Origin of the sequence: Marivita sp. S6314, from assembly GCF_023015985.1 — a bacterium.
Lineage (GTDB): Bacteria > Pseudomonadota > Alphaproteobacteria > Rhodobacterales > Rhodobacteraceae > Marivita.
Genome location: NZ_JALKAO010000002.1, coordinates 142,077 through 157,198 on the forward strand (window position 1 = coordinate 142,077; position 15,122 = coordinate 157,198).

At 59.8% G+C, this 15,122-nt stretch carries 13 protein-coding genes and 1 tRNA gene; 7 read left to right on the forward strand and 7 right to left on the reverse strand.

The features are described from left to right. Window positions 1-76: 76 nt before the first annotated feature. The gene (ftsW, locus tag MWU54_RS05050; protein WP_247081236.1) at window positions 77-1,243 is read right to left on the reverse strand and encodes a putative lipid II flippase FtsW; all 1,167 of its coding nucleotides are present in this window, start codon (window positions 1,241-1,243) and stop codon (window positions 77-79) included. 145 nt (window positions 1,244-1,388) lie between these two features. Here ftsW and MWU54_RS05055 point away from each other — a divergent pair, with 145 nt between their 5' ends. From MWU54_RS05055 to MWU54_RS05065, 3 genes are read left to right on the forward strand one after another with little or no spacing between them, the layout of a single operon-like run. Next, window positions 1,389-2,570, forward strand: coding sequence for an NAD(P)/FAD-dependent oxidoreductase (locus MWU54_RS05055; protein ID WP_247081237.1), 1,182 nt, complete (start codon window positions 1,389-1,391; stop codon window positions 2,568-2,570). A gap of 48 nt (window positions 2,571-2,618) precedes the next feature. Then, window positions 2,619-3,257 (forward strand): hypothetical protein, encoded by a 639-nt coding sequence (locus MWU54_RS05060; RefSeq protein WP_247081239.1) that lies wholly within the window; start codon window positions 2,619-2,621, stop codon window positions 3,255-3,257. Continuing rightward, window positions 3,254-3,910, forward strand: a complete 657-nt coding sequence (locus tag MWU54_RS05065) for a hypothetical protein (RefSeq protein ID WP_247081241.1) — start codon at window positions 3,254-3,256, stop codon at window positions 3,908-3,910. The genes MWU54_RS05060 and MWU54_RS05065 overlap by 4 nt, the downstream gene beginning before the upstream one ends. Here the strand turns inward: MWU54_RS05065 and murD are convergent. The 6 genes from murD to MWU54_RS05095 are packed head-to-tail and all read right to left on the reverse strand — an operon-like array spanning window position 3,907 to window position 9,101. Next, window positions 3,907-5,313, reverse strand: a complete 1,407-nt coding sequence (murD, locus tag MWU54_RS05070) for a UDP-N-acetylmuramoyl-L-alanine--D-glutamate ligase (protein WP_247081243.1) — start codon at window positions 5,311-5,313, stop codon at window positions 3,907-3,909. The genes MWU54_RS05065 and murD overlap by 4 nt on opposite strands. Further along, entirely contained in the window at window positions 5,310-6,611 is a 1,302-nt protein-coding gene (gene hisD / locus MWU54_RS05075; RefSeq protein ID WP_247081245.1) for a histidinol dehydrogenase, read from the reverse strand. Before hisD ends, murD begins: the two co-directional genes overlap by 4 nt. 52 nt (window positions 6,612-6,663) lie before the next feature. Then, the gene (locus tag MWU54_RS05080) at window positions 6,664-7,182 is read right to left on the reverse strand and encodes a GNAT family N-acetyltransferase (RefSeq protein WP_247081247.1); all 519 of its coding nucleotides are present in this window, start codon (window positions 7,180-7,182) and stop codon (window positions 6,664-6,666) included. A 7-nt stretch (window positions 7,183-7,189) separates the two neighbouring features. Beyond that, on the reverse strand, window positions 7,190-7,654 hold the full coding sequence (locus MWU54_RS05085) for a DUF2948 family protein (protein WP_247081249.1): 465 nt from the start codon (window positions 7,652-7,654) through the stop codon (window positions 7,190-7,192). Continuing rightward, window positions 7,651-8,922, reverse strand: coding sequence for a UDP-N-acetylglucosamine 1-carboxyvinyltransferase (murA, locus tag MWU54_RS05090; protein WP_247081251.1), 1,272 nt, complete (start codon window positions 8,920-8,922; stop codon window positions 7,651-7,653). The genes MWU54_RS05085 and murA overlap by 4 nt, the downstream gene beginning before the upstream one ends. Before the next feature lie 5 nt (window positions 8,923-8,927). Then, window positions 8,928-9,101 carry a hypothetical protein gene (locus MWU54_RS05095; protein ID WP_247081253.1) on the reverse strand — a complete coding sequence of 58 codons (174 nt, stop codon included), beginning with the start codon at window positions 9,099-9,101 and terminating at the stop codon, window positions 8,928-8,930. A gap of 99 nt (window positions 9,102-9,200) precedes the next feature. On the opposite strand from MWU54_RS05095, the gene MWU54_RS05100 reads away from it, so the two are divergent. The 4 genes from MWU54_RS05100 to MWU54_RS05115 all read left to right on the forward strand — a co-directional run bounded on the left by MWU54_RS05100 (window position 9,201) and on the right by MWU54_RS05115 (window position 14,987). Further along, window positions 9,201-9,275 (forward strand) — tRNA-Thr (locus MWU54_RS05100). A gap of 91 nt (window positions 9,276-9,366) precedes the next feature. Next, entirely contained in the window at window positions 9,367-10,878 is a 1,512-nt protein-coding gene (locus tag MWU54_RS05105) for a site-specific integrase (protein ID WP_247081255.1), read from the forward strand. Between the two features lie 95 nt (window positions 10,879-10,973). Next, window positions 10,974-13,928, forward strand: coding sequence for a DNA methyltransferase (locus MWU54_RS05110; RefSeq protein ID WP_247081256.1), 2,955 nt, complete (start codon window positions 10,974-10,976; stop codon window positions 13,926-13,928). Window positions 13,929-14,321: 393 nt separating this feature from the next. Next, on the forward strand, window positions 14,322-14,987 hold the full coding sequence (locus MWU54_RS05115; protein ID WP_247081257.1) for a recombinase family protein: 666 nt from the start codon (window positions 14,322-14,324) through the stop codon (window positions 14,985-14,987). Window positions 14,988-15,122: the final 135 nt, after the last annotated feature.

Sequence of the window (15,122 nt, forward strand, 5' to 3'; positions counted from 1 at the left end):
ATGGATGGGCTGACCAAGACCCTCTGACCGCTGATTTGTCAACAAAGCGCCGCGCGAAACACCCCAGATGATGTCCTTAGCGCAACCGACCTCGCAATATGTCGCCGATTTCACCCTGCGGTCGCGTGCGGGTAAAGGCCAAGAGCATGCCAACGGCGATGCCCCCCGCAATAAGGGACGACCCACCGTAGCTGACAAAGGGCAAGGTCATGCCTTTTGCGGGCAAAAGACGCACCGCAACCCCCATGTTGATCATGGCCTGAACGCCAAACATGCAGGCCAACCCGGTGCCCGCCAGGCGAATAAATGGATCGCGTTCGCGCATCAGCCGCAACAGCGACCGGACCACGATCGTCGCGTAAAGCGCGATGATGATCAGGACCAGAACAAGCCCGTATTCCTCGGCCGCCACCGCAATGATGAAATCCGTATGTGCATCCGGCAACGACCATTTCACCTGACCTTCCCCGACACCCACACCAAAGAACCCGCCTTCGCGGATCGCGTTGGTGGCATAGCCAAGCTGCGTTGTCGGATCGACTTCGGGGCTCAGAAAGCCATCAATCCGGCGGGCAAAGTGTTCGGAGTTCTGGTAGGCCACGGTTCCGGCAAAGATCACCAGACCAGCCATTCCGATCAGCAGCAACATCGGTGCACCGGCGACGAAATACATCACCCCCCACCCGAACAGGACAAGGCACGCCTGCCCAAAGTCCGGTTGAAGCGCGAGCATCAGAACGATGCTGATCGTCAGCGCAAAGGACAAGGTTTTGCCAGGGGGTCCCCCCAATTCCTGGCTCGCCGCCAACAGCCACGCGGCCATAATGACGAAAGTCGGCTTCAGGAATTCGGATGGCTGCAGGGATCCGAACCCCAGCGAATACCACCGCACCGCACCTTTCCCGAAATCGGTTCCGAAAAAAGGCAGCAAACACAATCCGATAAAGGCAAAGATAAACCCGATCACCGCAAAGCGGCGGACAACCACCGGGCTGAGCATCGAAGTGATGATCAACACGACCAAAGCCGCACCGCCAAAGAACGCCTGCCGCTGGACGTAGTGAAACGCGGCGAATCCATTGCGTTCCGCCAACGGCGGAGAGGCCGCAAGCCCCAGCAATATCCCGATCCCAAACAGGATCAGGATGCAGGACAATGACCACTTGTCGACCGTCCGCCACCACTTGGGCAAAACAGGTTCGCCCACACGCGTGGGGACTGCGCCATAGACCATCTCTGTCATGGGTTCACCGCTACATCTGCCTCAATCGCCCAGGTTGTCCCGGGTCTATCCGGCCAGTCTAACGCATATGATTCGCCCAATCCAGTGGAATGATTCGGACGTCCTGTCACTTGCGCGTCACCCCGATCCGTGATGGGAGCATGTTATGCAGGTAAACACGCTTATTCTTGGGGCCGGAGCCGCGGGCATGATGTGCGCCGCACAAGCCGGTCCGTCGACATTGGTGATCGACCACGCAAAGGCGCCGGGCGAAAAAATCCGGATCTCTGGCGGTGGCCGGTGCAACTTTACGAACATGCACACCGACCCCGCCCGTTTCCTGGGGGCCAATCCGCATTTCCAAAAATCGGCCCTCAAACGCTACACGCAATGGGATTTTCTGGATCTCGTGGACCGTTACAAAATTGCCTGGCACGAAAAGACGCTGGGTCAGTTGTTCTGCGACGACAAGGCGACCCAGATCATCGACATGCTGCGCGCCGAACTTACCAAGGCCGGGGCAGAGCTTTGGCTCAAGACATCGCTGGTCGATCTCGACCATGATGGCATGCAGTACAAAGCCACTCTCGACCGTGACGGCGCGCGCCACACCGTCACCGCGCGCAATCTGGTGCTGGCGACAGGCGGTAAGTCGATCCCCAAGATGGGCGCGACGGGCCTTGCCTATGACATCGCCAAACGCTTTGGGCATGCGCTGACGGACACGCGCCCTGCCCTTGTCCCGCTCACCTTCACCGACCAACGCTTTGCACCCTTGTCCGGCGTTGCCACACCCGTGGTCGCACAGGCCAATGGCACCGCGTTTGAAGAGGCCATGCTCTTCACCCATCGCGGCCTGAGCGGACCGGCGGTGCTGCAGATCTCAAGTTATTGGACCGAAGGCGACCCGATCACCATCGACCTGCTGCCCCACACAGACCTGCCCGGCGCGTTGAAGTCCGCACGCACAACCCACGGCAAACGCAACGTGACCACCGCGCTTGGCGATATCCTTCCCGAACGGCTTGTTGGCTTTCTGGCCGAGGACCTGCCACTTGGCGGCAATGTCGCCGACCTGTCCGACAAGCGCATCGAAGACATCGCCGCACGCCTCAAACACTGGTCCCTGACCCCCTCGGGCAGCGAAGGCTACCGGACAGCCGAGGTCACGCTGGGCGGCATTGCAACCGACCGCATCGACAGCAAAACCATGATGTCACGCGATGTCCCCGGGCTTTACATGATCGGCGAAGCGGTGGACGTCACCGGCTGGCTGGGGGGGTACAACTTTCAGTGGGCCTGGAGTTCCGGCGTCGCAGCAGGTCAGGCGATTGTTGCGTCATCTTGAATCCCCCCGCAATGTGTTTCACATCTGCCTCCCATGCCGAGCGCGTCTATGACAGCACCCAAAGCCCCGACCCCGATCCTGCGCGGAGCGTTGCGGGACCTTGCGAACCAGTTGGGCCAAGGCAGCGCTGCGCCGAAGTCACAGGAACGGATCTGGATCGACCCGTCGCGCCTGACCCGCATCTATACCCGCAATCCGGCAGAAACCCCCGATTTCAAGCGGCGGCATTCGGGCATGGTGATCGACGGCGATTGGGATTTGAAGGTTGAACCGATTGACCAGTCATGGAAAATCGCCGCCTGCCTTGCCCATTTCCGTGACCAAGCGCCCTGGTCCGACACCGGCGTCTATGACCACATGACAGCGATGATTGCAGAGCGGGGACAGTTCGACAGCTGCCGAACCATGGAAGACATCCTCACCCGCTACGCGCAAATCGACCTCCTGTTCGACGCGATCCGCACTGACGGTTTCCGCGACGACACCGTCATCAAACGCGGCACACCGCGCCTGCCCGAAGGGGTGTTCATTCATATCGACCGCACCGGCGATCCAATCTTCGGTGCCATCGGCAACCACCGCATCGGCATCGCCCGCGCCCTGCGCCTGACCCGCATCCCGGCGCAATTGGGTGTCGTGCATCCCGAAGGTGCGCCGCATCTTGCCCGCTACAGGGACGCCGCATGACCCATCTCAAGAACGCGATCCGCGCAGGCGTGCATGTCAAGATCCTGCGCGACATCACCAACCGCCTGCGTTATGGCCCCGACGCCCCGCAAAGCGATGAACTGATCTGGGTCCATCCCCGCGATGTGGTCAACTGGTACAAGCCCGACCCTCAAAACGGCGCACCCCGCTTTCGCAGACGGCATTCCGGCATGGTGGCCCCCGGCGATTGGGACCGCTCGACCAAACCGTTCGGCAGCCACCTGAAGCTCAACAGCATTCGCCAGCATTTCGAAGAAGGTGTGCCGTGGGAGGACACCAACCTCTTTGCCTGGATGCTGAAAGAGATCGACACCCACGGGCGGATCGATGGCTGCTACACCCGCGAGGATCTCATCGCGCGCTACGAACGGCTTGACCGGATTTTCGAGGAAACCAAGCGCACCCGCCGTCTGCGCCCGCACGGGTCAGTCAACGACACGCGGCGCGAACATGGCGGTATTCTGGTGCACATCGCGCGCGACGGCACACCGTTGCGGGATGGCGGCGGCATGCACCGCTTTGCGATTGCCTATATCCTCGACCTTGAAAAGGTCCCGGCGCAACTGGGCGTGATCCATCCCGACGCAGTCGCCTCGGGTGTTCTGAAAGAACTGCGCAAACCGCCCGGTTAAGCGTTTTCAAGCGTGGCTTGCACCTGCGCCACGAAATCGTCACCGCGCTTTTCGAAACTGTCATACTGGTCAAAACTGGCCGCTGCAGGGGCAAGCAACACAACATCGCCCGCTTCCGCCTCAGCCAAGGCGCGCTGCACGGCGATCTCCATCGTTCCACAGGCTTCGGTTTCAAGACCTGTCAACTGCACCGCGAAACTGTCCGCCTCGCGCCCGATGACATACGCCTTGCGCACGTGGTCAAAGCCCGTGGCAAGCCCGTCAAGGCCACCCTCTTTCTGCAAACCGCCGCAAATCCAGCGGATATTCTTGAAAGCCAACAATGCCTTCAACGCCGAATCCACATTCGTCGCCTTGCTGTCGTTAACAAACGTGACGCCACCCGCTTCGGCCACGATCTGACTGCGATGGGGCAATCCGCCGAACGTGCCCAGCGCGGCCTCGATCTGGCGCGGTGCCACACCCAGCGCGCGCACAGCGGCATAAGCGGCACAAGCGTTCTGGTGGTTGTGCGCCCCCGGCAATCCTTTGATGGGCCGCAAGTCAATCGACGCCACCTGCCGCCCCTTGCGCCATTCCGCCAGAAAGCCCTTCTTGGCAAACACCGACCAGCCCGGACCTGACAGCTTGGTGCCAGACGACACCCGGATCACCCGATCATCCCCGGCCCCTTCGGACAATTGGTTGGCGATGTACCGACCTTCGTTTTCGTCCACACCAATCACCGCACGATCCGGCCCGCCTTCGGCAAAGAGCCGACGCTTGGCCGCGAAATAGCCACCAAAGCCCGCGTGTCGGTCCAGATGATCCGGCGACAGGTTGGTGAACACGGCAATATCGGGCGTCAACGCGCGGGCCAGATCGGTCTGGTAGCTGGACAATTCCAAAACCACGACACCGCCATCGTTCGGCGGATCAATGTCCAGCACGCCGCGCCCGATATTGCCCGCCAACTGGCTGTTGAAGCCCGTTTCTTCAAGGATGTGATGGATCAGGGCCGAGGTCGTTGATTTCCCGTTCGACCCGGTCACCGTGATCACACGGGGCGACGTGTCGAATTGGTCCCAATCGCGGGTCGCCAGCGACCGGAAGAACAGGCCAATGTCGTTGTCCACCGGCACGCCAGCGTCCCACGCTTTGGCGATCACCGGGTTCGGAGTGGGATACAAATGCGGAATGCCGGGGCTGACGATCAGGCTGGCAAGATGATCAAACGCGCCATCCCGCGACAGGTCTCGTGTCTCGAACCCTTCCGCCTCTGCCGCCTCCCGCGCCTTGGGATTGTCGTCCCAACAGATCGGCACCGCTCCGCCCTCGCGCAAAGCCCGCGCGGCCGAAAGACCAGAGCGGCCCAACCCAAGGACAGCAACCTCTTGCCCGTCAACCCCCTGAACCGGAATCATGCGTTCAACTTTCTCAAACGTGCAGTGACCGACAACCCATGCGCCTCAAGCGATTCCGAGGTCGCCAGCGTTTCCGCCGCCGGTCCAATCGCGCGCAAGGCATCGGGCGACATCTTGGCCAAGGTGGTGCGCTTCAGGAAATCCAGCACCGACAGCCCGGATGAGAACCGCGCAGACCGCGCTGTGGGCAGCACGTGGTTCGGCCCACCGACGTAGTCTCCGATGGCCTCTGGCGTCCACTGCCCAAGGAAAATCGCGCCCGCATGTGTGATCCTCTCGGACAACGCATCGGGGTCCGCAACGCATAACTCCAAGTGTTCCGGCGCAATGCGGTCGCACAATTGGGCCGCCTCCTCCAGATCACGCACAGTGATAATCGCCCCGAAATCACGCCAGCTTGCCCCTGCAATCGCGCGACGCTCAAGCGTTTCCAGCCGCTTTTCCACCGCCTCCGCGACCGCCCGCCCAAACGCGGCATCGGTGCTGATCAACAGCGATTGCGCGCTTTCGTCATGTTCGGCCTGGCTCATCAGATCAAGCGCGATCCAGTCTGGGTCATTGTCCGCGTCCGCGATCACCAAAATCTCGGACGGACCCGCGATCATGTCGATGCCGACCTTGCCGAACACTCGCCGTTTCGCCGCAGCAACAAAGGCGTTGCCCGGCCCGGTGATCTTGTCCACCGGCGCAATGGTCTGCGTGCCATAGGCCAATGCCGCCACCGCCTGCGCGCCGCCGATGCGGTAGACCTCGTCCACCCCGGCAATGCGCGCAGCCATCATCACCAAAGGGTTCACAACGCCGTCGGGCGTCGGCACAACCATCGCCAGACGGCCCACACCCGCCACCTTGGCAGGCACCGCGTTCATCAGGACCGAGGACGGATAGCTTGCCAATCCCCCCGGCACGTAAAGCCCCGCCGCCGACACGGGCGTCCAGCGCCACCCCAGCGTTGCCCCCTGCGCGTCGGTCCACATCTCATCGCTCGGAATTTGCCGTTCGTGATAGGCCCGAATACGCGCCGCCGCGGTTTCCAGTGCGATGCGCTCCGCTTCGGGCACCTTGGCGATCTCGGCGTCAATCTCGGCCTCGGACACGCGCAACCGGTCTGCTGTCAATTCCAGCCGATCAAACTTGGCCGTCAGGTCAAGCACCGCCGCATCACCACGGGCGCGCACATCGGCAATGATGCCTGCGACCACGTCATCCACATCCGGGCTGTCCTCACGCTTGGCCCCAAGCACCGCCTGAAAGCACGCTTCGAAATCCGCGTCTGTGGTGGATAGAAACTGAGGCATGGACCGCTCCGATACTGGCTGGCCCGACACTTAGACCGCAGCGCGCCAACCCTCAAGCATTGCGCGTCAAATCAGCCCCATCCAGCGCCTTGATCATCAGGAAATCGTCGCGCGGCACGCTGTCGATCAGCACCGACCGGGGGCGGCGTCCGAAAACATGGAAGCCCAGCCTTTCGTACAAATCGCGCGCACGGGTGTTTTCCACATCGACACACAGCTCGGCCTGCGCGATCCCGACTTTGACCAATTCATCCAAAACCGCCTGCATCAACGCGCCGCCAACGCCCTGCCCTTCGGCATCCGGCCTGACATAAAGCGGGCCAACATCCGCCATGTGGCGCATGCGCTTTGGCCCACCGCGCCGGGCCGAGATGAACCCGACCAGCCGGTTGCTGTCATTGTAAGCTCCAAGCGTCAGCGTCGTCTCAAGCATCCGCGAGACATCCGCATTGGGCATCGCCCGCACCTCTTCGGCCCCGAACAGGAACGCGGACGGCACCCGCATCAGGCCTTCCGCCCAAAGCGCCCGAAAGGCCGACAGCTCTTTCGGTGTCAGCCGTTCGATCCTCATCGCGGCGTCACTCGGGATGACCCGGCACCTTGCCCGACACCGCCGTATAAGGGCGGGTCACATCGCGCAACGCGACCTCCAGATCGTCAACCTGCAACCGGATCGCGCCGTCGCCCGCAAGGGTCAGCAACACCGCGTCATCCTCAACCGTCACCGAAAGCAGCGACAGGATCGTATCGCCATCAGTCCGGTCCACACCCTGGCTGGCCACGCGCGACACGTTCTCGACCGACAACACACACTGCACCCGTTCGGGCTTGCGATGGGCGCGATCCGCCTTGGGGACATCCTCCCAGCGGAATCGGTTGAGCAACATCCCGAACCGCTTCTGCTTGGGCTGCCACTGCATTTCAGTCGCGGGAAACACCGCGTCCTGACACAGCGCAGACAGCACCTGCACGTCCTCCGCATCCATCGCGACAAGCCGCAGCGGTTTTTCCGCGCCGTCCTCGAATGTGGCGTCCGTACTCACTGTTCTTTCACCCGTTCGATCTTGGCCCCCACGCTCGACAGTTTGCGCACCACATGCTCATACCCTCGGTCAAGGTGGTACACCCGGCTGACAATGGTTTCACCCTCCGCCGCCAGACCTGCAAGGATCAATGACACAGACGCCCGCAAATCCGTCGCCATCACCGGCGCGCCGCGCAGTCGGTCAACACCTGTCACCGTCGCGTGTCCGCCATGCACATCAATCTGCGCCCCCATGCGAATGAGTTCTGGCGCGTGCATGAAACGGTTTTCGAAAATCTTCTCTTCCAACACGCTGGTCCCGTCCGCCGTACACAGCAAAGCCATCATCTGCGCCTGCAGATCGGTCGGAAAGCCCGGGAACGGTTCGGTTGTCACATCCACTGCGGACACCCGCCCATTCCTGCGCGCCACTTTCAGCCCGTTCGGCGTCTCTTCCACACTGATCCCGGCCGCATCCAGCTTCTCACAGAACGCGGCCAGCAGGTTGATCGTGCCGCCAAGACACTCCACTTCGCCACCGCAGATCGCCGGGGCCAACATATAGGTGCCCAGCTCAATCCGGTCGGTGACAACCCGGTGCGTGGCCCCGCCAAGACGGTCGACACCCTGAATGGTGATTTCCGACGTGCCTTCGCCCGAAATCTGCGCCCCCATCTTTTGCAAACAACGCGCCAGATCAACAATCTCCGGCTCTCGCGCGGCGTTCTTCAGAACGGTTGTTCCTTTCGCCAAGGTCGCCGCCATCAAGGCGTTTTCCGTCGCACCGACCGACACGAACGGGAACTCCACAATCCCGCCGCGCAATCCGCCGCTTGGCGCCTTGGCGTGCACATAACCATCGCGCAGGTCCAACTCGGCCCCCATCGCCTCGAACGCCTTGAGGTGCAAATCCACCGGTCGCGCGCCGATGGCACATCCGCCGGGCAAGGACACTTCGGCATGTCCAAACCGCGCAAGCAACGGCCCCAGCACCAGAATCGACGCCCGCATCTTGCGCACGATGTCGTATTCCGCCCGCTGCGAGGTCAGATCATGGCTCGACATCGCCAGCACCTGACCGTCCTGAAGCGCCTGAACCTCGGCCCCCAGGGACTGGAGCAACGTGGTCATCGTGCGAATGTCGCTCAACCGCGGCGCGTTGGTCAGCGTCAGGGGATCTTCGCTCAGCAAGGTGGCCGGCATCAGCGTCAGGCAGGCGTTCTTGGCGCCCGCAATGGGAATCTGGCCGTTCAGCGGCCCGTTCCCTGTCACAATAATCTGGTCCATACTGGTTAACTGCCCTCGCTCGATGCTTTGTTATTGGTGCCTGTGGTCTTTGTCGTGCCATCCGTCGACCGCGCACGCGCCTGCGCTTTGCGCCGCGCCAGATTCGCCTTAAGCGCTGCTTTCAGCCTGTCTTCGCGCGCGTCGGCTTTGGATTTTCCGGATGAAGATTTCTGTGTCATGCCGCCTTCCTATCGCAGAGGCGAAAAAGGGTCCAGATTGCCCTTGCACCGTTTCAGTTTTGCGTCTACTCACCCGCCACGCAAATCACCGCGTCCGGCGCTGCTGTAGCTCAGAGGTAGAGCACTCCCTTGGTAAGGGAGAGGTCGAGAGTTCAATTCTCTCCAGCAGCACCATGAAAACCCTAATAAACACAGATAGTTGCGCTAAATCAGCGCCTTACACTTGCCGACTCCTACACAGGAGTCCTACACAGTGTCCCTAAATATGCCCCACCCCGTCAAAGACCCAAAGAGCGGAATCTACTACATCCGCGTCCGCGTCCCGGCTGACCTCAAGGCCTCCTTCGGGCGCACCGAGGTGTCGAAATCGCTGCGGACGCGCGAACCTTCCGAAGCCAAGGAACGTTTTGCGGTTGAGTATGCGGCCATCCAACGTCGCTGGACTGCGCTACGGGCCACCCCCGCACCGCTGCCCCTCAAACAGATCGTCAGCTTGGCGGGACGTGTCTATCACCGCTTGATGGCAACCCTCGAAGTTGAACCCGGCGAGTCGTTAATTTGGGAACACGTTGCCCGACTGAACAAAGAGGCCACGCGCGACGAAAGCACATTAGAACAATGGTATGGACCAACTGTTGACGAAATCCTAATCGAAGAGGGCATCGCCATTGATCAGGCGACCCGAAAGCGGTTGATCACGGAAACCAAGCGCGCTTGGGAGCAAGCGACCGAACAACAGCACAAGCGGTCACAGGGCGATTTTTCACCTGACCCGAATGCCAATCGGTTCCCGGAATGGACACCGCAAGGGAAACCGTCGGCATCCGCTGGACCGATACTTTCAGACCTGTTCAACCGTTGGAAAAAAGATCACCTCGCCAACGGGAAATCAGAACGCACCGTCAAGGATTTCGCGCAGAAGTTCGACGCGCTCAAAGAGTATCTGGGTCATGAAGATGTTGAACACATTTCACCGCGTGAAATCTCCGAATGGACCGACCACCTTCGGCATGAACTAGGCCTGACACCTAAGACTGTCAGTGGAAAATATCTAGCTGCGGTCAAGACTGTCTTCCGACTGGCCCGCTCCAAGTTCTTGATCGAAAGTGACCCTACGAAAAGCGTCAGCGTGAAGATTCCCGCAAAGGTGAAGTCACGGTCTTCCGGCTTCACCGAAACGGAGGCCAAGCTTGTCTTGTCTGCGTCGAACAAAGTCTTCGACCAGCACTCCAACATGGCACACCACAACAAACTGGCTTGCCGCTCGGTGCCTTGGATTTGTGCCTACACGGGAGCGCGGGCTGGCGAGATTACCCAACTTCGCAAGGAAGACTTGACTGTCTTGAACGGCATTCCGCAAATCACCATCACGCCAGAGGCCGGGAGCGTCAAAGCCGGTATATATCGGGATGTCCCCGTGCACCCTCATCTGCAAGAGATTGGTCTTCTCGACTTCATCAGAAGCGCAAAAAGCGGGTATCTTTTCCACACAGGCAGTTCCACACCGGCGGAAGCCTTGAAACGCTCAGGCAACGCCAGAGACAAGATTGCAGTCTGGGTCAGGGAAAGCGCCGGTATCACTGATGAACGCTTACAGCCAAACCACGCATGGCGGCATAGGTTCAGAACCTTGGCTCTCAACGCAAGTATTGCGCCGGAATACATTCGAGCCATCCAAGGACACGCAGGAGGCACAGCAGCAGAAAGCTACGGTGAATACACGGCTGAGACTCTATACCGCGAAGTCTGCAAATTGCCCCGTATCGAAGTCCAATGACAATTCACGCTCACGCCAAAAGGAGCAAGCCTTAAGGTTGACCTTGGGGCGCGCCAGACGTCTATTGGGTGGGCGTGCAACAGCTAGGACCATCCATGACGCCTCAAGATTTCATCACCAAATGGCGTAACACCGAACTCAAGGAACGGTCCGCATCCCAGTCGCACTTCAACGACCTGTGCCGCTTGCTGGAACTGGACGACCCGACGACCGCAGACGGTAAAGGCGAATGGTTCACGTTCGAGAAAGGCGCGTCCAAGACCAGTGGCGGCGAAGGCTGGGCGGATGTGTGGCGCAAGGATTGCTTTGCGTGGGAATACAAGGGCAAGCGCGCCAATCTGGACAAGGCGTTTGACCAGCTACTGCAATACGCCATCGCGCTGGAAAACCCGCCCCTGTTGATCGTGTCCGACATGGACGTGATACGCATTCACACCAACTGGACCAACACCGTTCAACAGGTCCACACGCTGCATCTGGACGACCTCAAGGACGCTGCCAACCGCGACAAGCTGCGCAACGCCTTCCTCAACCCAGAGACGTTCAAACCCACCAAAACCCGGCAACTGGTCACCGAACAGGCCGCACAGAACTTTGCCAATCTCGCCCAGCGCCTTCGGGAACGCGGTCACGAACCCCAACAGGTTGCGCATTTCGTAAACCGTCTGGTCTTCTGCATGTTTGCCGAGGATGTGGAATTGCTACCGAACAAGATGTTCGAGCGAATGATCAAGGCCGCGCGGCCCAAACCGGACACCTTTGCGATGCACGCCAAGGCGCTCTTTGGGGCGATGAAAGACGGCGGCATGGTGGGCTTTGAGTCGGTTGATTGGTTCAACGGCGGGCTGTTCGACAACGACGATGTGTTGCCGCTGGAATGGGAAGACCTCGACGACCTCATTCGCGCCGCACATCTGGATTGGTCCGACATTGACCCGTCCATCCTTGGCACCCTGTTCGAACGTGGTCTGGACCCGGCCAAGCGTAGCCAGTTGGGCGCGCATTATACCGACCGTGACAAGATCATGCAGATCGTGAACCCGGTGATTGTGGAACCGCTCTTGGCCGAGTGGGCCGAGGTGAAAGCCCAGATCGAAGCGCAACTGGACAAAGCCCCCAAAGCCACAAAGGACAAGCTGCTCACGTCCCGCCAAAAGGCGACCGCGACCCGTGCGCTGGACAAGGCCGAGGCGTTGCACCTTGGATTTATCGAACGGCTCAAGGCGTTCCGCGTGCTGGACCCGGCGTGCGGTTCTGGCAACTTCCTCTACATCGCGCTTCTGGAACTCAAGAACATCGAACACCGGGTGAACCTTGAGGCCGAAGCGCTGGGCCTGCCCCGAGGGTTTCCGCAGATTGGCCCGGAGGTGGTGCTGGGCATCGAACTCAGCGCTTATGCGGCAGAACTCGCCCGCGTGTCGGTCTGGATTGGCGAAATCCAGTGGATGCGCCGCAACGGGTTCGAAGCGGCAAAGAACCCAATCTTGCGGTCCCTCAAGACGATTGAAAACCGGGACGCGGTGTTGAACCCGGACGGGACGCGGGCGGACTGGCCGAAAACGGATGTGATTGTGGGCAACCCGCCGTTTTTAGGTGACCGCAAAATGATAGCTGAGTTGGGTGAAGACTATACTTTTGCCCTGCGAGACGCGTATGCGAAACTGGTCCCCGGAGGCGCAGACCTAGTTTGTTATTGGTTTTCGAAGGCTTGGGAGCAAATCAAATGTGGTAATGCCAAGTTGGCGGGTCTCGTCGCGACTAATTCCATTCGGGGCGGTGCAAATCGAAAAGTCGTCAAGGAAATCGTGAAAGAAGGATGTATTTTTTCTGCCTACTCGGACGAAGCTTGGACTGTCGATGGCGCATCAGTCAGGGTCTCGCTTCTATGCTTTGGAGGAGGGCGTTTCGAGAAAGTCGAACTAAACGGAAAGCCAGTCGATGTCATACACTCCGATTTGACTTCGAACCTGTTGGATTTCGATCTGACTGACTGCAAGAGAATAAAAGAAAATGCGGAAACCTGCTTCATAGGCACAATGAAGAATGGGGCATTCAACATTGCTTACGAAACGGCACAGGACTGGCTGAACTGCGCAATCAATCCAAATGGACGCCCAAATTCTGATGTTTTGTTCCCATGGACAAACGGAATGGACATCACGCGGCGCTCATCAAATCAATGGATTATCGCATTCAAGGAAGGTTCTTCCGTTGAGGACGCCGCGCTTTACGAAGTGCCTTTCGAGCACGTTCTGCGGGAAGTTAAGCCCAAAAGAGATGTGCTTCGCCGCAAGAAGTATCGGGAAATATGGTGGGAGTTCCAAGAGCCACAGTGGAAAATGAGAAGACTGGCATCGCGAGGGGACCGATACATCATCACGCCACGTGTTTCAAAATATAGACTATTTGTGTGGCGGCATTCGAAAGTTGTGGCAGATTCCGCAGTTGCGGCGATTACCCGTGATGACGATACCTCTTTTGGCATTGTTCATTCGCTCATGCACGAAATTTGGTCTCTAAGGATGGGAACATTTCTCGGAGTAGGAAACGACCCCCGCTACACCCCCTCCACCACTTTCGAAACCTTCCCCTTCCCCGAAGGTCTCACCCCCAACATCCCTGCCGCCGATTACGCCGATGACCCCCGCGCTATCAAAATCGCCGCCGCCGCCCAGCGCCTGAACGAGTTGCGGGAAAACTGGCTCAACCCCGCCGATCTGGTGGACCGCGTGCCAGAGGTCGTTCCCGGCTACCCCGACCGCATCCTTCCCAAGAACGACGCCGCCGCCAAGGAACTCAAGAAACGCACCCTGACGAACCTCTACAACGCCCGCCCCGCATGGCTCGACCACGCCCACAAGGCGTTAGACGAAGCGGTGGCCGAGGCTTACGGCTGGGGCGAACTCTGGCGTGCGGGCGTGCTGACCGAAGACGAAATCCTGGCCCGCCTGTTCAAGCTGAACCAAAAGCGCGCCAAGGCCGAGGCGAAGGCCGCCAAACCCAAAGCAAAGCCAGCCCGAAAGAAGCCCGCCAGCACGGCAAAGGCGTAGCCATCCAATCGGCTTCCCGCAAAGGACTGTTCAAGTGCCACCCAGCGGGAAACCGTTACCGCACCAAGAGCGGGCCATAAAATTTCACCACAAATTTCTGTCTGCCAAAGATAGATAGTGCTGTGCGCGCATTCCCCCGGTGGGGGGGGCGGAATGTTGTTGAACAGACTTCCGACTAAACGTCCGAAATCTAAAGCATGACAATGATCGAAGGCATCCGACACCCGGCAACACGCAGTCGCCCAGCGCGGCCCAAGCGTTCGACGCTTACCGGGATGATCGCCCGCCCTGCCCCAAGCTGTTTGCATTCAGTTTGTAACATCCACAACCATCGTTGACATTTGAAACACTCCTTCATATCTACCTGAAAGACGATGTTGAGGGAGCAGTCAGATGCAACAGTATGTGATCTATCGGCGGGTCAGCACAGCCGACCAAGGCAAGTCAGGACACGGCCTAGCCGCACAGGACCGCGACATTCGGCTGTTTCTCGAAAGCTATTCGGGCGGCGACTATGTCGTGATAGACGAGTTCGAGGACCATCTCAGCGGCAAGAATGACGACAGGCCGGAACTTGCGCTGGCGCTCGAACTGGTGCGCAAGACCGGGGCGGAATTGCTGGTGTCCAAACTCGACCGCCTGAGCCGCAAGGTGTCCTTCATCGCGACCCTCATGGATGACCCGAAGGTGAAACTGCGGGTAGCGTCCATGCCGCAAGCGTGCAAGTTCCAACTCCATGTCTATGCCGCGCTTGCCGAACAGGAACGCGAGTTCATATCCGCCAGAACCAAAGCCGCACTGGCAGAGGCGAAGGCGAACGGCAGCAAGCTGGGCGGTCTACGGGACGCCACCATGAAACGGAACAAGGCGGTCCAAGCCAACGCCACGGCACGCGCCAACAAGGTTGCCAAAACGGTGCTGCCCTTGAGGGCCAGCGGGGCCAGCCTCAGGGACATTGCCGAAGCGCTCAATTCATCCGGTGTGCCGACCGCACGTGGCGGGCTATGGCAACCCGCACAGGTCAAGCGCGTGCTGGACAGGCTAGCAGCGGCGGCATGAAAAGCGGGCAGTATTCCGCTTGAAAACAGCGATATACGCAGGGTCAGACTGGCCTTTCACGGCGATCTGATGCACCCACACCATAGCACATAACAGCAAAAACTGAGCGCGTCCGAGCCTAAGGGTGTGATCAGT